This window comes from Nocardia sp. NPDC055053 (genome assembly GCF_053608285.1).
The window spans coordinates 19,023-38,193 of record NZ_JBSGVD010000015.1; the positions used below are offsets into that span (position 1 = coordinate 19,023).

Annotated in this window: 17 protein-coding genes; 7 read left to right on the forward strand and 10 right to left on the reverse strand. The window is 70.2% G+C overall.

The genetic code is table 11. The features are described from left to right. Positions 1-7: 7 nt before the first annotated feature. The 3 genes from ACWF82_RS17535 to ACWF82_RS17545 all read right to left on the reverse strand — a co-directional run bounded on the left by ACWF82_RS17535 (position 8) and on the right by ACWF82_RS17545 (position 3,836). Positions 8-2,416 carry an MFS transporter gene (locus ACWF82_RS17535; protein WP_452502302.1) on the reverse strand — a complete coding sequence of 803 codons (2,409 nt, stop codon included), beginning with the start codon at positions 2,414-2,416 and terminating at the stop codon, positions 8-10. 176 nt (positions 2,417-2,592) lie between these two features. Beyond that, positions 2,593-2,970, reverse strand: coding sequence for a DUF5655 domain-containing protein (locus ACWF82_RS17540; RefSeq protein ID WP_452502304.1), 378 nt, complete (start codon positions 2,968-2,970; stop codon positions 2,593-2,595). Beyond that, positions 2,967-3,836, reverse strand: a complete 870-nt coding sequence (locus ACWF82_RS17545) for an NAD-dependent protein deacetylase (protein WP_452502306.1) — start codon at positions 3,834-3,836, stop codon at positions 2,967-2,969. The genes ACWF82_RS17540 and ACWF82_RS17545 overlap by 4 nt, the downstream gene beginning before the upstream one ends. 155 nt (positions 3,837-3,991) lie before the next feature. On the opposite strand from ACWF82_RS17545, the gene ACWF82_RS17550 reads away from it, so the two are divergent. The 3 genes from ACWF82_RS17550 (at position 3,992) to ACWF82_RS17560 (ending at position 5,669) form a co-directional block, all read left to right on the forward strand. After that, positions 3,992-4,447, forward strand: a complete 456-nt coding sequence (locus ACWF82_RS17550) for a hypothetical protein (RefSeq protein WP_452502308.1) — start codon at positions 3,992-3,994, stop codon at positions 4,445-4,447. Beyond that, positions 4,444-4,992: a hypothetical protein gene (locus tag ACWF82_RS17555; protein WP_452502310.1), complete on the forward strand. Its 549-nt coding sequence runs from the start codon at positions 4,444-4,446 to the stop codon at positions 4,990-4,992. Before ACWF82_RS17550 ends, ACWF82_RS17555 begins: the two co-directional genes overlap by 4 nt. Before the next feature lie 251 nt (positions 4,993-5,243). Further along, complete coding sequence (locus ACWF82_RS17560) at positions 5,244-5,669, forward strand: hypothetical protein (RefSeq protein WP_452502312.1); 426 nt, start codon at positions 5,244-5,246, stop codon at positions 5,667-5,669. On the opposite strand, the gene ACWF82_RS17565 is transcribed toward ACWF82_RS17560, so the two are convergent. The 6 genes from ACWF82_RS17565 to ACWF82_RS17590 all read right to left on the reverse strand — a co-directional run bounded on the left by ACWF82_RS17565 (position 5,647) and on the right by ACWF82_RS17590 (position 14,396). Then, positions 5,647-6,501 (reverse strand): acyl-CoA thioesterase domain-containing protein, encoded by an 855-nt coding sequence (locus ACWF82_RS17565; RefSeq protein WP_452502313.1) that lies wholly within the window; start codon positions 6,499-6,501, stop codon positions 5,647-5,649. The two genes, ACWF82_RS17560 and ACWF82_RS17565, sit on opposite strands and share 23 nt — an antisense overlap. A gap of 103 nt (positions 6,502-6,604) precedes the next feature. Further along, positions 6,605-7,456, reverse strand: a complete 852-nt coding sequence (locus ACWF82_RS17570; protein ID WP_452502314.1) for an acyl-CoA thioesterase domain-containing protein — start codon at positions 7,454-7,456, stop codon at positions 6,605-6,607. Further along, complete coding sequence (gene cobN, locus ACWF82_RS17575) at positions 7,453-11,100, reverse strand: cobaltochelatase subunit CobN (RefSeq protein ID WP_452502315.1); 3,648 nt, start codon at positions 11,098-11,100, stop codon at positions 7,453-7,455. Before cobN ends, ACWF82_RS17570 begins: the two co-directional genes overlap by 4 nt. Positions 11,101-11,468: 368 nt before the next feature. Next, positions 11,469-11,951 carry a hypothetical protein gene (locus ACWF82_RS17580; RefSeq protein ID WP_452502317.1) on the reverse strand — a complete coding sequence of 161 codons (483 nt, stop codon included), beginning with the start codon at positions 11,949-11,951 and terminating at the stop codon, positions 11,469-11,471. Beyond that, the gene (locus ACWF82_RS17585; RefSeq protein ID WP_452502319.1) at positions 11,948-13,603 is read right to left on the reverse strand and encodes a DNA polymerase III subunit beta family protein; all 1,656 of its coding nucleotides are present in this window, start codon (positions 13,601-13,603) and stop codon (positions 11,948-11,950) included. The genes ACWF82_RS17580 and ACWF82_RS17585 overlap by 4 nt, the downstream gene beginning before the upstream one ends. 124 nt (positions 13,604-13,727) lie before the next feature. Continuing rightward, the gene (locus tag ACWF82_RS17590) at positions 13,728-14,396 is read right to left on the reverse strand and encodes a hypothetical protein (RefSeq protein ID WP_452502321.1); all 669 of its coding nucleotides are present in this window, start codon (positions 14,394-14,396) and stop codon (positions 13,728-13,730) included. Between the two features lie 107 nt (positions 14,397-14,503). On the opposite strand from ACWF82_RS17590, the gene cobG reads away from it, so the two are divergent. After that, complete coding sequence (cobG, locus tag ACWF82_RS17595; RefSeq protein WP_452502323.1) at positions 14,504-15,694, forward strand: precorrin-3B synthase; 1,191 nt, start codon at positions 14,504-14,506, stop codon at positions 15,692-15,694. A gap of 95 nt (positions 15,695-15,789) precedes the next feature. Beyond that, positions 15,790-16,881 carry an RNA ligase (ATP) gene (locus ACWF82_RS17600; protein WP_452502325.1) on the forward strand — a complete coding sequence of 364 codons (1,092 nt, stop codon included), beginning with the start codon at positions 15,790-15,792 and terminating at the stop codon, positions 16,879-16,881. 144 nt (positions 16,882-17,025) lie between these two features. Here ACWF82_RS17600 and ddaH read toward each other — a convergent pair whose 3' ends face one another. Then, positions 17,026-17,889: a dimethylargininase gene (gene ddaH, locus ACWF82_RS17605; protein WP_452502327.1), complete on the reverse strand. Its 864-nt coding sequence runs from the start codon at positions 17,887-17,889 to the stop codon at positions 17,026-17,028. 136 nt (positions 17,890-18,025) lie between these two features. Between ddaH and ACWF82_RS17610 the strand changes: the two genes are divergently transcribed. Together ACWF82_RS17610 and ACWF82_RS17615 are read left to right on the forward strand one after the other, a co-directional pair. Then, complete coding sequence (locus ACWF82_RS17610; protein WP_379309169.1) at positions 18,026-18,463, forward strand: Lrp/AsnC family transcriptional regulator; 438 nt, start codon at positions 18,026-18,028, stop codon at positions 18,461-18,463. A 71-nt stretch (positions 18,464-18,534) separates the two neighbouring features. Continuing rightward, the gene (locus ACWF82_RS17615) at positions 18,535-19,170 is read left to right on the forward strand and encodes a precorrin-8X methylmutase (RefSeq protein WP_452502329.1); all 636 of its coding nucleotides are present in this window, start codon (positions 18,535-18,537) and stop codon (positions 19,168-19,170) included. The last annotated feature ends 1 nt before the right edge of the window (position 19,171 follow it).

Sequence of the window (19,171 nt, forward strand, 5' to 3'; positions counted from 1 at the left end):
CGCACGATCAGCGGTGGTGCATCGACTCCTCGTTGTCGTAGCCGAGGGTGACGTCGTGGGTGATCTCGCCGCGGGTCACCGACACCTGGCTGGCGACCGGTGGATAGCCGCGCGCCACGACCGTGTACTCGCCTTCCGGCAAGTCGGGGACAAGGTACTGCCCCGTCTCGTCGGTGCGGGTGGTGGCCGCCGGGTCGCCGCCCGCGTCGAGGACGGTGATCTGGACATCGGCGACGGGGCGGTCACCGTCGACCCAGGCCGAGCCGATCAGGATGGCCATCGGCTCGAGATCGATGTCGTGGTGCAGCGAGCCCGTCTCCGGCACGGTCAGCGCGACCGCGGACGGGCGCATATGGTCGGCGACCGCGACCAGCGTGTATGTCCCGCTCACGACATCACGGCACACGTACACGCCGTCCTCGCCCGTGATCGCCGCACCGACGACGTCACCTCCGGGATCGGTGAGGGTCACGGTCGCGCCGAACAGCGGTTCACCGCGCCGCGCGGACCGCACGGTGCCGGTGAGTTCGCCTGCCCCGGTGAGCATCAGGTCGACATGTAGCGCCCGCTCCCCCACCGACACGCTCACCGCCTCGGGCTGGTGGCCCGCCGCGGCGGCGATGAGGACGTAGTTTCCCGGCTGCGGCGCGGCGATGACATAGGCGCCGTCGGCGTCGCCGTTGCCGCGCGCCACCTGATGACCGTGCTGGTCGATCAAGGTGAGGATGGCCGCGGGCACCGGGCGGGCGTCGTCGCGGCGCAACAGCCCCGCGATGACCCGGCCGGTCGCGGCGGGCCGCAGGTGATCGACCATCTCGTGCGCGTCGTGCAGGCTCACGTCCCGCAGCAGTGTGCCGTCCGAATGTTCCTCGGGCACCGGATCCTCGCGCAGCGGAATCTCTTTCATGAACACCAGCACCAGGCAGGCCACGATGGCGAGGTCCGCGGCGAGCAGGAACACGCCCTGCATCGCGTCGGTGAAGCCGGCCAGGATCGGCATCCGCAACTCGTCGGGCAGCGCGGCGATGCCGGAGGTATCCCGTTGCAGCGCGTCCAGGCCCGCGGCGTCGAGACCGGCGGGCAGGCTGCCGCCGAACGCGGACAGGATCGATCCGGGCAGCCGATCGAACAGGACGGTGAGGAACACCGCGACACCAAGGGTGCCGCCCAGCTGCCGGAAGAAGGTCGCCGCGGCGGTCGACACTCCCATCTCGGTGCTCGGCACGGCGTTCTGCGCGGCGATGATCAGCGTCTGCATGCAGCCACCGAGTCCGAAACCCATGATCGCGCTGTAGGCCAGCGGCTGCCACAGCGGGCCGTCGTAGCCGACGTGGGCGAACAGCGCGCAGCCGATCGCCAGGATCAGCGCGCCGAGGACCGGCAGCACCTTGTACCGCCCGCTGGCCTTGGTGATCAGGCCCGACAGTTGCGCGCCGACCATGATGCCCAGCACCAGCGGCAGCATCAGCAGCCCCGCCTCGGTCGGCGAGAAACCACGCACGACCTGCAAGTACTGCGGAACCATGGTGATCGCGCCGAACATCGAGACACCGACAAGGAAGCCGCCGAGGATGGCGATGCTGAAGGTCGGACTGCGGAACAACCGCAGCGGGATCAGCGCCGCGTCCTTCATGAAGAACTCGACGATCAGGAACAGCAGCAGCCCGCCCGCGCCGATGCCGTAGCAGAGCAACGACTTCGGTGAGGTCCAGCCCCACACCCGGCCCTGCTCGGCCACGATCAGCAACGGCACGACAGCGACGACGAGGGTGAGCGCGCCCAACCAGTCGATCCGGCTTCGCCTGCGGGTGTGCCCCACATTCAGCACCCGCGCGACCACCAGGAACGCCAGCACCCCGACCGGCACGTTCACCAGGAACACCCAGCGCCAGCCCTCGATCCCGCCGAGACTCTCGTACTCGGACAGGAACCCGCCGACCACCGGGCCCAGCACCGTCGCGATGCCGAACACCATGAGGAAATACCCCTGGTAGCGGACCCGTTCGCGGGCGGGCACGATATCGCCGACGATGGTGAACGCCAGCGACATCAGCCCGCCGGCGCCCAGCCCCTGGAAGGCACGGCAGGCGGCCAGCTGGTACATCGTGGTCGCGAAGCAGCAGGCCGCCGAGCCGAGGACGAACAGGGCGATCGCCAGCAGATAGAACGGTTTGCGCCCGTAGATGTCGGCCAGTTTGCCGTAGAGCGGCGTGGTGACGGTGGCGGTGATCAGGTACGCCGTTGTCGCCCATGCCTGCTCGTCGAAGCCGTCGAGACTGTTCGCGATCCGTACGATCGCGACGCTGACGATGTTCTGGTCGAGCGCGGCGAGGAACACCCCGAGTAGCAGGCCGGACAGAATCGTGAGTGTCTGGCGGTGCGTGAGGCGTGGTTCGGCAACGACGGTATCGGTCATGGAAAAGCCCTGGTTCTGATCGGCTGGCAAGTGGGGGTCGATCATGCGGCCCACACGAGGGCCGACAACCCCGCTGCGAGGAAAACTTTGCGCCGCGGGTGGAACTCTTCATGCACTGGTGCGCAGAGCTTACCCACGTCGAATACGCCGCCGTCAACGAGGGATCAAGTGACCGCTCATTTTGCACCGAATCGATAGGCGGCGGCGATCAGAACTGCCAGTTCCGGGTCGCGCGCTTCGGCGACGGAATGCACAACGACCAGGTGGTTCCAGCGCGAACGGCCGACCTGATTCACCCGATACACCGGTGGCCGCGCTATTTCCTCGTCGATCGCGAGCATGATTTGGACGGTGCCTTGGGGATTGCGGCCGGTGATGTTGTAGAGCGATACCCACGCGAACTTGCGCGCGCGGCCGAAGGTGATCTGCGATGCCACCGACAGTTCCGCCGGGCCGTTGGCCGCGATCAATTCCCGCAGCACGGTGAAGATCTCGAGAGAATACGGTTTGCCCGCGAAGAAGGTTTCGATCGCGGCGTCGGCGGACTCGTTCATCGCCCGGGGACCGTGCTCGGTGTGGTGAGCCGTTCGGCCAAGGCGCACAGCGTCTCCGAGCAGCCCGCGTCGATGCGAACGGCGGCCAGTTCGTCGGCGCGGGTGCCGCCTCGGTTGATGATCACCACCGGCACACCATTTTTCGCCGCGCGCCGCACGAAGCGCAGGCCCGACATCACCGTCAGCGACGAACCGGCAACGAGCAGCGCCTGCGCGTCGTCGACCAGGTCGAAGGCCGCGGCCACCCGGTCGGCGGGCACGGATTCGCCGAAGTAGACGATGTCGGGTTTGAGCATGCCGCCGCAAATCGCGCAGTCGAGCATTCGGAAACGCGCGGTGTCGGTCACCACCGCGTCCGCGTCGGGGGCGACTTCGATACCGGTCGCCGAAACATCTTCGGCGAAACCGGGATTCGCCTCTTCCAGCCGCTCGGCCAGTGTCATGCGCGAGATCATCGTTGGGCAGCGCAGACAGCACACCCGCGCGTAGGTGCCGTGCAGGTCGATCACGCGACGCGCGCCCGCCTTGGTGTGCAGGAGGTCCACGTTCTGGGTGATCACGCCGGCGACCACCCCGGCGCGTTCCAGCTCGGCGACGGCGCGGTGGCCCCGATTCGGGCGCGCGGCGTCCATCCGCCGCCAGCCCAGGTGGTTGCGGGCCCAGTAGCGCTGCCGGAACTCGGCGTCGCCGACGAATTGCTGGTAGGTCATGGGGTTGCGTGGCGGCGAGTCCGGGCCGCGATAGTCGGGGATGCCGCTGTCGGTGCTCAGACCGGCTCCGGAGATCACCACCAGGCGGCGCCCGGCCAGCAGTCCGGCCGCGCGCTCCACCGCGGCCGCGGTGTCGTCCGGGGTGGTATCCACCATGAATCCACTGTACGAGCGGTCGTGCGGGCGGCGGGCGGCCGGGGCGCGGCGGCGAACACGCCGGACCGAGTTGCGTGCCGCGCAGGTCGGGCGACATGATGGCTCATCTGCCCGGCAGCACGCCAAGCGTGCGAGATCGACCGTCAGAGGAAACTGTGTCCGACAACGACGAGCACGGCCGCACCGCGCTCAACGCCGCGGTCGACGGGACCATCGTCGCCGTCCGCCGGATGTTCTATGTCCTGGGCGACGACATCGACCGCACCGAGGGCCCGATCGAATTCACCTTCCACAACGGCTCGACGCTGCTGCTCGATGCCGGTGTCGACGGCGCGGAACTGCGGATCGGCGCGGCGCCGTGGCGTGATCCGTTCGAACCTCTGGTCGACCCGGTGAACATCGAATACGTCGCCATCTCGGGCAAATACACCGCCTTCGACGTCACCGACGAGCCGCCCTACGACGTGCTCGCCGGCCGCCGGGTCGACGCGGTTTCGGTCGTGCCGCTCCCCGACGGCAGGCCGCAGGCCGCCACGTTGTATCTCGGCGAGGGCATGGTGAAAGCGGAGTCCATCGCCGACGAGCTGATCGTGACCCTGGTTCCGGCATGAGTTCGTCGGCTCTGGATCGACTACGCGGGCTGTTGCGTCGTCGCGCCGCGCACCCGGCTTTCGCGACGACACCGCTGCGCCCGGAATTCACCGGCGAGCACCTGCCGGGGAACCGGGTCTGGGGCGACAGTCACGTCGCCTATCTCGGCGCGACCGACCGCGCGCGATTCCGCCTGCACGCACGCGACGGGCTCCTCTACACCGCCGACGGGACCCTGTTCGACACCACCGAGGCGAGCACCCTGTGGTCCCCTACCGGCGGCCGCGCGATCTTCGTCATGGATGCCGACGGGATCATCTACAGCTCGCCCCGGCACCTGCTCGGCCGGTTCCACCATTCCAGCTTCCTGGCCGGTGGGCCCGTCGCCGCCGCGGGCGAGCTGGTGGCCCGCGACGGCCGGATCATCCTGGTCTCCGACCACAGCACGCACTACCGCCCGGCTCCCCGATTCACCAACCAGATCCTGGACAGCCTTCGCGCACAAGGCATTCCGGCCGAGTCCGTATCCGTCGAGTTCCATTTCGCCGAGCAGACCGGCACCTAGGACCTGCTTCGAAGTCCGCCGACGGTGCTGCGGATATGCGCTGAGCGTTCACCAAACGCCGCGATGTCGGGATCAGTGGATGTTCAGGTCGGCGGTCGACGGGATCACGCCGGTAGACCACCGGCGTAATCGTGCAATCCGGCTCGCTGCAATCAGATATCCGACTGCGAAGACGCGAATTGCACGACTACGCCAGGGGGCGCCGCGGCTTGTGGGCGTCCAGGGCGGTGACACGGTGCGCGGTTACCCGCGTGGGGGTGCTGCTCGAGGCAGCATGGGGCGCGGCGGAGTGGGTGAACCGGGTGGCAGGGAAGGTGTGTGGGCGGGTGCGTGCGACGGTGCCGGGGCAGGTCAGGTGGCGGGCGGGCTGGGGTGTGGCGGCGGGATTGTTCGTTGCCGTATTCGTGCTGGTTCCCGCGACATTCGCCGTGCAGGACGCGTGGGAGGTGCCGGTGCCGCAGACGATCGCGTTCGCGGAGATCGAGCCGATCCGGACCTCGTACTGGCTCAGCTGGGCACTGACCCTGGCCGCGCTGCTGACCCCGGCGCTGCTGCTGGCGCTGCTCCCGGCGGCCCGGATGATCGCGCTCGGCTATCTGCTGACCACCACCGCGGCCGGGTTCGTGCTGTGCGCGACCACGGTCGGGTTGGCCTTCAGCGGCCTCGATCCGGCGTGATCTGGGACAGGGCGAACTCCTCGGACAGGTTGTCGATGACCGAGCCGTGGATCTGCCGGTGCTCGTTGGCCAGCGCGGTGGTGGTGCAGATACCGAACGCGCCCTCGGCGTCGTAGAGGACCGCAGCGCCCGCGGCTATGCCGTCGTCGCTGAGATGTGATTCCGCCTCGATGCCCATCTCGAGCCCGATCGGCATGCGCGAGAACGTGATCGAGACGTCGGTGTTGATGAACCCGATGCCCTCGGTGCCCCAGTTGGTGACCAGGCTGGTCTGCTCACCGGCCATGGCGGCGAAGCAGAACGGGGAGGACTCCTCGCCCGCGACCACGGGGATATTGCGCACCCACTTGCGTTTCCTTGCGTCGTTCTGGTGCTCGGTCATCTTCACCGACCACCCGTTGCCGTCGCTGCCGAACAGGTGCATGGCCTCGTCGACGGTGGCGAGCGCGTCGCGCGGCGGCAGCGGCCGTTCCCGCCTTGGCCGCCACACCTCGCCCGGCGGCTGGGTCGACCGCTTCAGCAGCAGCGCGCTGCCCCGCGCGACCGGCTCACCGCCCGAACGCAGCACGATCGCCACCGCCCTGACCCGTTTGCCGTCGCGGATCAGTTCGCTGTCCACGGTCAGCGGCACGGCGGGCACCGCCCGGTGCAGGTCGACGGTCAGCCGGGCGGGCGCGAACCCGTCGCCGCAGTAGCGCGCCTCGACTTCGCGCGCGATCAGCCCGCACACCGGCGGCCCGGACAGCGTGTTCGGGGCCCACAGGCTCATGGCGAACCGGGCGGGCTGGAAAACGCCGTCGTCCTGCGTGAAGTACGCCGGAGAAGTGCTCATTGCGACTCTCTTCTGCCCTGCGGCCGGCACCTCCGTGCCGTGGTGCGCCGACGCACCACGATCAGAGTAGAACGCGTTCTATTTTTCCGGCAAGTCGGGCAGCTCAGGCGCGCCGCGTACCGCCGCGCAGCGGAATGTAGGCGTCGATCGCCGCGCCGCTGATCTGCCTGCGCTCGTTGGCCACGGCCGACACGGTGCAGACACCGAACTCGCCGTCCGCGTCGTAGAGCACGGCCGAGCCCGCGGCGATGCCGTCGTGGCTGAGGTGGTTGCCCGCTTCGATGCCCATCTCCGGGCCGATCGGCAACCGGGCGAAGGTGATCGAGACATCGGTGTTGATGAAGCCGATCCCCTCGGTGCCCCAGTTCGTCACCAGGCTGGCCTGCTCGCCCGCCATGGCGGCGAAGACGAACGGCGACCCGGCTTCCCCGGCCACCACCGGGATACCGCGGACCCATTTACGTTTGCGGGTGTCGTTTTCGTGGCGAGAGATCTCGACGGACCAGCCGTCGCCGGACCCGTCACTGTCGAACAGGTGCACGGTCGGCGCGACCGAGGCCAGCAGCTCGGCCGGTGGCAGCGGCGGCTGCCGCACCTCGCGCCACACCTCCCCCGGCGGCTGCGCCGACCGTTTCAGCAGCACTGCCGAGGCACGTGCGACCACTACACCCTCGGCGCGCAGCACCGCCTGTGCCGCGCGCACCCGGTTGCCGTCGCGGGTCAGCTCGCTGTCCACGGTCAGCGGGACCGCGGGCACCGGCTGATGCAGGTCGACGGTGAACCGGGCCGGCACGAATTCGCCGGTGCGGTACCGGTTCTCGATCTCGCGAGCGAGCAGTCCGCACACCGGCGGGCCGGACAGGATCCCGTCGGCCCACATACTCCGGCCCCACGACGTCGGCGTGTACACCTCGTCGTCGCGCCGGAAATAGGCGGCGGGCTGCTCGCTGCTCACTCCAGCTCGCCCTCGGTTTCGAGATAGATCTGGCGCAGCTTGTCCAAGGTCTTGGCCTCGGGGTGCTCCCACAGCTTGCGCTCGGCGGCTTCCAGGAGCCGTTCGGCGATGCCGTGCAGGGCCCAGGGGTTGGACTGCTCCATGAACTTGCGGTTCACGTCGTCGAAAACATAGCTCTCGGAGAGCTTCTCGTACATCCAGTCGGCGACCACATTGGTGGTGGCGTCGTAGCCGAACAGGTAGTCGACGGTGGCGGCCATCTCGAAAGCGCCCTTGTAGCCGTGGCGGCGCATCGCCTCGAGCCAGCGCGGGTTGACCACGCGGGCACGGAAGACGCGGGCGGTCTCCTCCGAGAGCGTGCGGGTGCGCACGGCGTCGGGGCGGGTGGAGTCGCCGATGTAGGCCTCGGGGTTCTTGCCGGTCAGCGCGCGCACGGTGGCGACCATGCCACCGTGGTACTGGAAGTAGTCGTCGGAGTCGGCGATGTCGTGTTCGCGGGTGTCGGTGTTCTTGGCGGCCACCGCGATCCGCTTGTAGGCGGTGCGCATGTCGTCGGCGGCGGGTGCGCCGTCGAGGTCGCGACCGTAGGCGTAGCCGCCCCAGGTGGTGTACACCTGCGCGAGGTCGTCGTCGGTGCGCCAGCTCTTGGAGTCGATGAGCTGCAGCAGGCCCGCACCGTAGGTGCCCGGCTTGGAGCCGAAGATGCGGGTGGTGGCGCGGCGGGCGTCGCCGTGCTCGGCCAGGTCCGACTGGGCGTGCGCGCGAACGTAATTCGACTCGGCGGGCTCGTCGAGCTCGGCGACGAGCCGGACGGCGTCGTCGAGCAGGGCGAGCACGTGCGGGAAGGCGTCGCGGAAGAAGCCGGAGATGCGCACGGTGACATCGATGCGCGGGCGGGCGAGTTCGTCGAGGGGGATCACCGCCAGGGAGGTGACGCGGCGGCTGGCCTCGTCCCACACCGGCCGCACACCCAGCAGCGCGAAGACTTCCGCGATGTCGTCACCGGAGGTCCGCATGGCCGAGGTTCCCCACACCGACAGGCCCACCGACTTCGGGTATTCGCCGTGGTCGGCGAGGTAGCGCGCCAGCAGCGACTCCGCCATGGCCTGGCCGGTCTCCCAGGCCAGCCGCGACGGGACGGCCTTGGGGTCGACGGAGTAGAAGTTGCGGCCGGTGGGCAGCACGTTGATCAGGCCGCGCAGCGGGGAACCGCTGGGGCCCGACGGGATGAAACCGCCGTTGAGGGCGTGCAGGACGCGGGCGATCTCGATGCTGGTCTCGCGCAGGCGGGGCACGACCTCGGTCGCGGCGAACCGCAGGATGGTGGCGACCTTGTCCAGGCGCTCGGCGTCGCGGTTTCCGTCACCCGTCGCGGCCCGGTGCCCGTCGAGAATCGCGGTCTCGAAGTCGGCGACCAGTCGCTCGACCGCGTCGACGGCCCAGTCCGCCGCCTGCAGTGCCGCCAGCAGTTCGCGGGCGCGGCCCTCGACCACGTCGACCCGCTCGCGGGCTTCGTCACCGGCTTCGCTGAGCCCCAGCGCTTCGCGCAGGCCGGGCACGTTCTGCTCGCCGCCCCACAGCTGGCGGGCGCGCAGCATGGCCAGCACCAGGTCGAGTTCCATCTCGCCCTCGGGCGCCTGGCCGAGGATGTGCAGGCCGTCGCGGATCTGCACGTCCTTGATCTCGCACAGCCAGCCGTCGACGTGCAGGAGCATGTCGTCGAAGACGTCTTCCTCGGGGCGTTCGGCCAGGCCGAGGTCGTGGTCCATCTTGGCCGCGCGCATCAGCGTCCAGATCTGCTGGCGGATGGCGGGCAGTTTCGCCGGGTCGAGGGCGGAGATGTTGGCGTGCTCGTCGAGCAGCTGCTCGAGCCGGGAGATGTCGCCGTAGGTCTCGGCGCGGGCCATCGGCGGGATCAGGTGGTCGACCAGGGTGGCGTGCGCGCGGCGCTTGGCCTGGGTGCCCTCGCCCGGGTCGTTGACCAGGAACGGGTAGATCAGCGGCAGGTCGCCGAGCGCGGCGTCGGTGCCGCAGGAGGCCGACATGCCGAGGGTCTTGCCGGGCAGCCATTCCAGGTTGCCGTGCTTGCCGAGGTGCACCATCGCGTCGGCACCGAAACCGTCGGGCGCGGACAGCCAGCGGTAGGCGGCCAGGTAGTGGTGGCTCGGCGGCAGGTCGGGGTCGTGATAGATGGCGACGGGGTTCTCGCCGAACCCGCGGGGCGGCTGCACCATCAGCACCACATTGCCGAAACGCAGTGCGGCGATGACGATCTCGCCCGCGGGATCGGCCGACCGGTCGACATACAGTTCACCCGGCGGCGGACCCCACGCCTCGACCACAGCCTCGCGCAGATCCTCGGGCAGGGAATCGAACCAGCGGGTGTAGGTGGCGGCGCCGATGCGGATCGGGTTGCCCTCCAGCTGTTCGGCGGTGAGCCAGTCCGGGTCCTGGCCGCCCGCGGCGATCAGGGCGTGGATCAGGGCGTCACCGTCGCGTTCCAGGAGACCGGGGATCTCCGCGAGATCACCGAGATCGTAACCGGCGGTGTGCAATTCGGTGAGCAGGCGGATCGCGCTCGCCGGGGTGTCGAGACCGACCGCGTTGCCGATGCGGGCATGCTTGGTCGGGTAGGCCGAGAGCATGATCGCGATCCGCTTGCCGGCGGCGGGGATGTGGCGCAGGCGGGCGTGGCGCACGGCGATGCCGGCGACCCTGGCGGCGCGTTCGGGATCGGGAACGTAGGTCGACAGGCCGTCGGCGTCGAATTCCTTGAACGAGAACGGGACCGTGATGATGCGGCCGTCGAACTCCGGCACCGCGACCTGGGTGGCGACATCGAGCGGCGACAGGCCGTCGTCGTTGGCCTCCCACTGGGCGCGGCCGCTGGTCAGGCACAGGCCCTGCAGGATCGGCACGTCGAGGGCGGCCAGTGCGGCCACGTCCCATGCCTCGTCGTCGCCACCGGCCGAGGCGGTGGCGGGCTTGCTGCCGCCTGCCGCGAGGACCGTCACGACGAGGGCGTCGGCGCGGCCGAGCAGAGCGAGCAGTTCCGGTTCCGCGGTGCGCAGCGAGGCACAGTAGACGGGCAGTGCGCGGGCGCCCTTGGCCTCGATCGCGGTGCACAGGGCGTCGATGTAGCCGGTGTTGCCCGCGAGGTGCTGGGCGCGGTAGTAGACGACGGCGACGGTGGGGGCGTGCGGTTCGAGGATGCGGGCGGTGCGGTCGAGCTCACCCCAGGTCGGCAGTTCCACGGGGGGTTCGAAGCCGTGGCCGGTGAGCAGGACCGTGTCGGAGAGGAAGTTGTGCAGCTCGCGCAGGTTGTCCGCGCCGCCGGCGGCCAGGTAGTTGTGCGCGTCGGCGGCGACACCCACCGGGACGGTCGAGCACTCCATCAGTTCCGCGTCGGGGGCGATCTCGCCGCCGAGCGCCACCATCGGCACCCCGCTGGCCCGCACCGCGTCCAGGCCCTCTTCCCAGGCGCGCTTGCCACCGAGGATTCGCACGATCACCAGATCGGCGCCGTCGAGCAACCCCGGCAGATCCTCGACCAGCAACCGGGCGGGATTGCCCCACCGGTAGTCGGCGCCGCTCGCGCGCGCGCTCAGCAGATCGGTGTCGGAGGTGGACAGCAGCAGGATCACAGGGTGTGGCCTTCCTCGGGTGACGCGCCCATCGGGATGCGGTGTGGTGCTCGCCGGAGAGGGTCTGGCTGTTCACAGTGGCGCGACCGCACCGGATTTCCACCGGTTTCCTCGACGCCCGCCGAGCATCCCGATCGTACTGTCCGCCCTCGCACCGCAACTTTCCAGCCCGCGTCCCGCGGCTGGACACGCGATCACCACGCTCTGGTGCGAGCAACATCCGCGAGGCGGCCTGCACTGGAGCGTGGTGATCTTGATCAGCGCGGCGGGTGGCGTTGTGCGCGGCCGTGCCGGTCGGCGGGTTGGCCGCAGCGGTGTCGTGTGGAGGGTCGCGGTCGGCGTGGCATGTCGCGCGTGGGCAGTGGCGGTCAGTGGGTGGGGCGGCGGGTGGTGTCGCCGGCGGCGATGGCTGCGGCTACCTCGGTGACGGCCGTGCGGATCACGGCACCGTAGGCGTCGTCCGACAGGGTGTGCAGGCGGTCGCGGGCAGCGTCGAGGTGGCGGGTGGCGGCGGGGAAGGCGCCCAGGCGGCGGAAGTTGTCGGCGAGGTTGAGATGCAGGGAGGGGTAGAAGCCGGCGACCTGGAGGGTGACGTGGTGGTCGTGCAGGCGGTCGTCGGTGAGGGCGTCGGCGGCGTCGAGGGCGCGGACGTCCCAGACGAGGGCTTCGGCGGGGTCGTCGAAGGTGTCGGCCAGGTAGTGGGCGAGGGTGCAGCGGTGCAGCGGGTCGCCCGCTACGCCGATGTCGGTCCAGACCCCGAGCAGGGTGGTGCGGGCGCGGTCGGGATCGCCGGTGCGGAAGTCGGTCACGCCCTGGGTGATTCGGTCCATGATCGGGTCTGCGGTGGTCATCGGGAGGTCTCCTCGGTGGCGGGGCGGCACGGCATGGCCAGGGTCAGCTGGTCGCCGTCGTCGGCGGAGCGGATACGGGCGGGCAGGTCGGGGGCGATGAGGTCGAGCATCACGTCGGGGCCGACGGCGCCCGCGACGGCGGGGTACAGGGTGATGACAGCGAAATGGATCGTCATTCCGGGACCGGTGACGGTCGCGGGCAGCAGAACGGCATCGCTGTCCCCGGCAATCCGCACCGCCCGTGCCGGATCGGCGATTGCGCCCGCGTCCGACGCCGCGCGGACGGCCTCGACACCCCTGGCGTCGTAGCCGTGGCCGAGGATGAACGCAAACGCGGGGGTCGCGGCGAGATCGGCCTGTGTGAGCTCGTCGAGGCCATGCTCCGGGATCACGTGCAGGGTGATCGTGTCCGAACCGGTCCGCTCGAGCGCATCGAGCAGTTCGGCCCTGCTCAGGACGACGCGGGTGACGACGGCGGGCAGCGCCGCGAGCATCGCGCGGTAGTCGGGAAACTCGTCGGCCGCGCGGCGGCATCGCCGCCGATCTGAGCCGGGCACACCTGGCGCGCTGCTCTCGGCGCTGCCCCCGGCCGGTTGTGCGCCTGCTGTCCCGGCGGATCCCCCGGCCAGTTCCGTGCCTGCCGTCCCGGCGGATCCCCCGGCCAGTTCCGTGCCTGCCGTCCCGGCGGATCCCCTGGCCAGTTCCGTGCCTGCTGTCCCGGCCGGATCGCCGGACGTGATCTCGAGGTGGGTGGCTCCGGGCCGGATCGCGACCGTGTGCCGACGCCGCAGCCAGGACGCGGCGGCGCGCAGGTCGTCGGCGTCGACGGTCGCGGTCCACTCCGCGATGGTCGCGCGAGCAGTCCGCAGGCTGCGGGTGGCCAGCCGGTAGCGGTCGGTGGCGGTGAGAATCAGTTCCAGCCCGCGTGCCTCGAGGTGAATGCTGTTGAGTACCGGCATATCTGGATCCCGCACGGCCGCGGTCGCGACCTGGTCGACAGCGGCTGCGAGCATCGGCCCCCGCATCCAGACGATGCCGTCCGCCGGCGGTTCCAGGTCGGTATCCACTGTGCCGGTCGCCGAGGCCGATCCGGCCTCCGAAGCCACGCCGACGACCTGTGACGGGCCCGACCCCAGGTCCATGCCGATCGCCGAAACCGGGCCCCTCTCTGAACCTGGGCCGATCGTGGCGGTCGGATCCGATGCCGAAATCGGGATCGGGTTCGTTGCTTTGATCGTGTTCGCCGCCGGGGCCGGGCACGATGCCAGGGTCTGGTCCGATACCGGGGCCGGGACCGATGCCGGGACCGGGCCGAGATGCACTGCGGCACGGGCTGCGTCGGCCGCCGCCCGCACGACTCGCAGTTGGCGGTCCAGATCGGCGAGGTGGGCGTCGACCAGTTCCGCGGCTCGGGCGGGGTCGGGCTCGGCGAGGACGGCCACGACCGCGGGGAGCGGCATGTCGACGGCGCGCAGGTGGCGGATCATCTGGGCGGTATCGGCCTGGTCGGGCGCGTAGTAGCGGTAGCCGGTGATCTCGTCGACCACGGCGGGGACGAGGACGCCCGCGTCGGCGTAGAAGCGCAGGGCGCTGGCACTCAGACCGCACGCGCGGGCGAAGGCACCGATGGTGAGCAGCTCGGATTCGGACACCGGCTCATCATCGGGGTTCGAGTGACTCGAAGGTCAAGCCGATGCGAGTCCGGTCCGCGCTTCGCCGCGAAGGCGGAACCCGATCGGTCCGATATGCGGCGCCGAGATCGGTGCCGCCGTACGGTCAGTCGCGCTGGGTGCCCGCGGCGAGCATCTCCGGGGAGCCGGTGCCGAGGTTGCGGTACACGTTGGCGACCACCAGCTGGCCGAGTGCGTTGTTGCCGACGCCGCCGATGACCGCGCCGATTCCGGCCGGGATCAGGGTGCCGAACAGCAGCAACGTGCGTTTGACGAGATAGTTGACGAGGAAACGCTTGGCCGGGGAGTCCGGCATGCTCGCCAGGCCGGGAATGTGGTCGGTGACGACCGAGAGCCACTGGCCGGTCTTGTGTCCCGCGGTCTCGTCGAGCAGCTTGGTGCCCGCGTCACCGAGGACCACCTTCGACACCAGCTGCGCGCGGCGAGGATCGGCGGGGTCGAGGTCGTAGGCCGCGGCGGCGCCGACGGACAGCACCGAGGAGGCCTCGAGGAACACGACGGTGTCGACGCCGGTCGCGGCCAGACCCAGCAGCGTGCCGACACCGGGCACGGCGGCGGTGAGCCCGACCACGACGCCGCTGGTGGTGACGACGACCAGGTATTGGCGGGAGAGCCGCCGCAGCGTCTCCACCGGCGCGTCGCCCGGATGCCTGCGTTCGAGCCAGTCGACGTAGCGGCCCACCGCGGCGGTTTGCGCGTGCGCGGCCTTGTCCAGTGCGGGAACGACACGCTTGTCCACGAATTCACGCAGCATGCGGCGACCTCTCCTGTCGGCGATCGATGTCCCGCCAACCCTAGGCGACGCGGACCGGCAATGCCCCGCGTAACCGTCTGCGCCGGCGGTCGTAGGCTGGACGGATCATGACCAGGAGCACTCCCGACTCTTGCCCCGGTGTCCTGCGACTGCATCAGGCCGCCGACGGACCGCTGGCCAGGATCCGGGTGCCCGGCGGCAGGCTCGAACCCGACCAGGTGCAGGCACTCGCGGACGCGGCTGTCGAACTGGGCAACGGCCACCTCGAACTGACCTCCCGCGGCAATATCCAGCTGCGGCAGGTGCGTGACGCCGCCGCGCTCGCCGATCTGCTCGACGCGGCCGGGCTGCTGCCGAGCCGCACCCACGAGCGGGTCCGCAATATCGTCGCCTCGCCGCTGTCCGGCCGGGTCGGCGGATGGGCGGATGTGCACGGGCTCGCCGTCGGCCTCGACGCGGGTCTGCGCGCGGATCCGCGGCTGGCGGAGTTGCCGGGGCGGGTGCTGTTCACGCTCGACGACGGTCGCGGCGATGTGAGCACGCTGCGCGGCGACATCGGTATCCAGGCCGTCGGGGCGGACGAGTTCGCGCTCCTGCTCGCCGGCGCCGACACCGGCGTTCGGGTGACGGCGAGCGAAGCGATCGACGTGATGCTCGACGCGGCGCGTGGCTTCCTCGATCTGCGCGGCACCGGCGACGACGGGCAGTGGCGATTGCATGAGATCCCCGGCGGCGCCGAGCGGGTCACCGAGACGCTGGACCGCTCCCCCGCCGGTGAACGGCTGGAACTCGGTGCGACACATGCTGTTCCGATCGGCTGGCTCGATCAGGACAACGGCCTGGTCAGCCTCGGCGCGGGCGTGCCGCTGGGCACACTGCCCGCACGGACCGCGGAATTCCTCGCCGCCGTCGAGCGGCCCGTCTATGTCACCCCGTGGCGCAGCCTGGTGATCACCGATCTCGACGAGGGCCCCGCCGAAACCGTGGTGCGGGTGCTCGCGCCGATGGGCCTGATCTTCGACGCGCAGTCGCCGTGGTTGCAGGTCAGCGCGTGCGCGGGCCGACCCGGGTGCGCCAAGTCGCTCACCGATGTCCGGGCCGACCTCGCCGCCGCCGTCGACTCCGGACGCGTGCTGCCCGGCGAACCGGGTACGACCGAGATGATCATTCCCGCCGAGGACGTCACCGTGGCGGGCCGCCAGCACTGGTCGGGCTGTGAGCGCCGCTGCGGCCGTCCCACCGGGCCGGTCACCGATGTCGTGGCCACACCCGACGGTTACCGCATAGACCCGTCGTGACCACGCGCCCGCTGGGCGGTTGTCCCGCAGGGAAATTCGATCGACGCTGTCGGTGCCTGCTCGTACGCTGACCTTCTCATCACGAGGGGGTTTCCATGTCCACATTGCAGGTGACGGCCGAGCGGCTCGTCGTCCTTCCACATCCGAACGCCGATCGGCTCGAACTCGCCCAGGTCGGGTTGTACCGGGCCGTGGTCGCCAAGGGCCAGTTCGCGACCGGGGATCACGCGGTCTACATTCCGGAGCAGGCCGTCCTGCCCGAGGAGCTGATCGCCGAACTCGGACTGACCGGGAAACTGGCCGGGTCCCAGCGCAATCGCGTGAAGGCGGTGCGGCTTCGCGGGGAGGTGTCGCAGGGCATCGTGTGCACGCCCGCCGCGCTGAGCGGGGTGGATCTGGCGGCGGCCGCGGTCGAGCGCGCCGACTTCGCCGACCGGCTCGGGATCGTCAAATGGGTTCCGCCCGTTCCGGTCTCGATGGCCGGTCAGGTCGAGCCCGCCCCGGATCTGGTGCGGTGGATCGATGTCGAGAACATCAAACGCTTTCCGGAGATCTTCACCGCCGGGGAGCCGGTGGTGGCCACGGAGAAGATCCACGGCACCGCCTGCCTGCTCACCCACGTGCGGGCCGACGACCGGATCCTGGTGTCGTCCAAGGGTGTCGGCGGGAAATCGCTCTCGCTGACGCCGTCCGAGGGCAACCTGTACTGGCGGGCGATCCGCACGCACGGACTCGACGAGGCCGCCAGGAAGATCGCCACCGCGCTCGACGCCGACCGGGTCGGGCTGTTCGGCGAGGTCTACGGCGCCGGCGTGCAGGACCTGCACTACGGCGCCTCGGCCGCCCACGACGAGTCACTGGGCTTCGGCCTGTTCGACATCGCGGTGGACCGCGGCGGCGAGCCGGTGCGCTGGCTCGACCACCACGAGATCGGCACGCTGCTCGGCGAACTCGGCATCACCGTGCCGCGGGTACCGGTCCTCTACGAGGGCCCCTACGACGCGGAGCTCCTGCTGACGCTGGCCGAGGGCACCGAGACCGTCAGCGGTGCGGGCGCGAACATCCGGGAAGGCCTGGTGGTCCGGCCGGCCACCGAGCGGCAGTCGCCGGTGCTCGGCGGGCGGGCGATCGGCAAGATCGTCTCCGACGCGTACCTGCTGCGCGATGGCGGCACCGAGTTCGAGTGAGTACCGACGGCCTACGCGCGCGGGTGCGTCCGCACGCGTAGGCCTCCTCGTCATCCGGCTGCGCACTGCCTCCACCACCGTCAGGGTGCCAGCACCGCCACCGGTCACATCCCGCCCACGTAGCCGGGGCGAACCGGGTCCTGGTTACCCGGCGGTCGTGTCGCGGCGGGTGTGCAACTCCAGCACGCAGCACTTCACGCCGCCACCACCCTTGCGCAGTTCGGACATGTCGACCGGGATCGGCGCGAACCCGCGTGCCCGCAGCGCCGCGATGAGGCTGGTCGCGCCGGGGTCGAGGAAGACGTGGTTGCCGTCGCTGACACCGTTGAGCCCGAAGGAGAGGGCGTCGTTCTCGTCGGCGAGGATCGCGTCGGGGTAGAGGGTGGTCAGAACCTCGCGGGCGGCGGGACTGAACGCGGCCGGGTAGTAGGCGATGGTGGTGTCGTCGAGAACCATCAGCGCGGTGTCGAGGTGATAGAAGCGAGGATCGACGAGTTCGAGGGAGACCACCGGCAGATCGAAATACTGCGCGACCTCGGCGTGCGCGGACACCGTGCAGCGGAAGCCGACACCGGCCAGGATCCGGTGCCCGGCGAAGGCGAAATCGCCCTCGCCCTCGTTGGTTTCGCAGGCAGGCGCGAGGGCGCGCAATTCCCTGGCCGCGAACCAGCGGTGGAACGCGGGGCCCTCGGCGGCGCGTTCGGGGTGGGCGAAGCGCGCCGAGAGCGCGTGCCCGCCGATCACGATTCCGCTGTTGGCGGCGAACACCATGTCGGGCAGGCCGGGTTCGCCGGGCACCGTCTCCACGGAATGGCCGTGTTCCTCGAGTACAGCCCGCAGGATCTCCCACTGGGCCAGGGCACGCGGCCGGTCGACGGGGGTGGTGGGGTCCATCCACGGATTGATCGCGTAGGCGACCTCGAAGTGGTCGGGCCTGCACAGGACATAGCGGCGCGGGGTGGCGACCCGCGCGGGCGCTGTGGCGCGGAGGGGTGCTGCGGCGGTCATCAGGACTCCCGGTGGCTGCGCGGTTCGAGTGTTTCTACGAAGGTAAATGTCGTCGCATTGCGCGGGGAACACCGATGTGTTGCGTATTCCGGTGCGAGAATGGGGAATCATTGCGTCTCGGCGCGGGAGGAGTGACGTGGACGATCTCGATCGGCGCATCCTGGCGGTGCTGCTCACCCACGCGCGTGCCTCGTTCCAGGAGATCGGCTCGGTGGTCGGGCTGTCGGCGCCCGCGGTGAAGCGGCGGGTCGACAAGATGGTCGCCAGCGGGCAGATCACCGGATTCACCGCGCAGGTCAATCCGGCGGCGCTGGGCTGGAAGACCGAGGCCTACGTGGAGGTCTACTACCGCGACAACATCTCCCCCGCCGAACTACGGCGAACCCTGGAACCGATCCCGCAGGTCGTCGGCGTCTGGACCATCGCGGGCGAGGCCGACGCGCTCGTGCACGTGATGGCCACCGACATGGCCGAGATCGAGGTGACGGTCGAACGGATCAGGGAGAACGCGCGGGTCGGCCGCACCCGCAGCTCACTGGTGATGTCGCGCATCCTCGAGCGGCCACGCACCTGAGATCGCGCGCCCGCGCACCGGAGCGACCCGCGACGAACACCACGTCCAGCCCAGGTTCTAGGGTTGACCGCATGTCCGACGTACGTGCCAGCTACCTCACCGACGGGGCCGAGATCTATCGGCGCTCGTTCGCGACGATTCGCGCCGAAGCCGACCTGGCCGGTTTCCCCGCCGACATCGAACGGGTGGCGGTCCGGATGATCCACGGCTGCGGACAGGTCGACCTGGCCGGTGACATCGCCTACTCCCCCGGCGTGGTCGCCGCGGCACGCGCCGCCCTGCGCGCGGGCAAGCCGATCCTCTGCGACGCCAACATGGTGGCTTCCGGTGTCACCCGCAAGCGCCTGCCCGCCGACAATCCGGTGCTCTGCAACCTCGCCGACCCCCGCGTCCCGGCGCTGGCCGCGCAGCTGGGCAACACCAGGTCGGTGGCCGCGCTGGAACTGCTGCGCGACCAGCTCGACGGCGCCGTCGTCGCCATCGGCAACGCGCCCACCGCGCTGTTCCACCTGCTCGACATGCTCGACGACGGCGCACCGAGGCCCGCAGCGATCATCGGCATCCCGGTCGGCTTCATCGGCGCCGCCGAATCCAAGCAGGCGCTGATCGACTTCGGTGGCGTCGAATTCCTCACCGTGCGCGGCAGGCGGGGTGGCAGCGCGATCACCGCGTCGGCGCTCAACGCGATTGCGAGCGAACAGGAGTGAG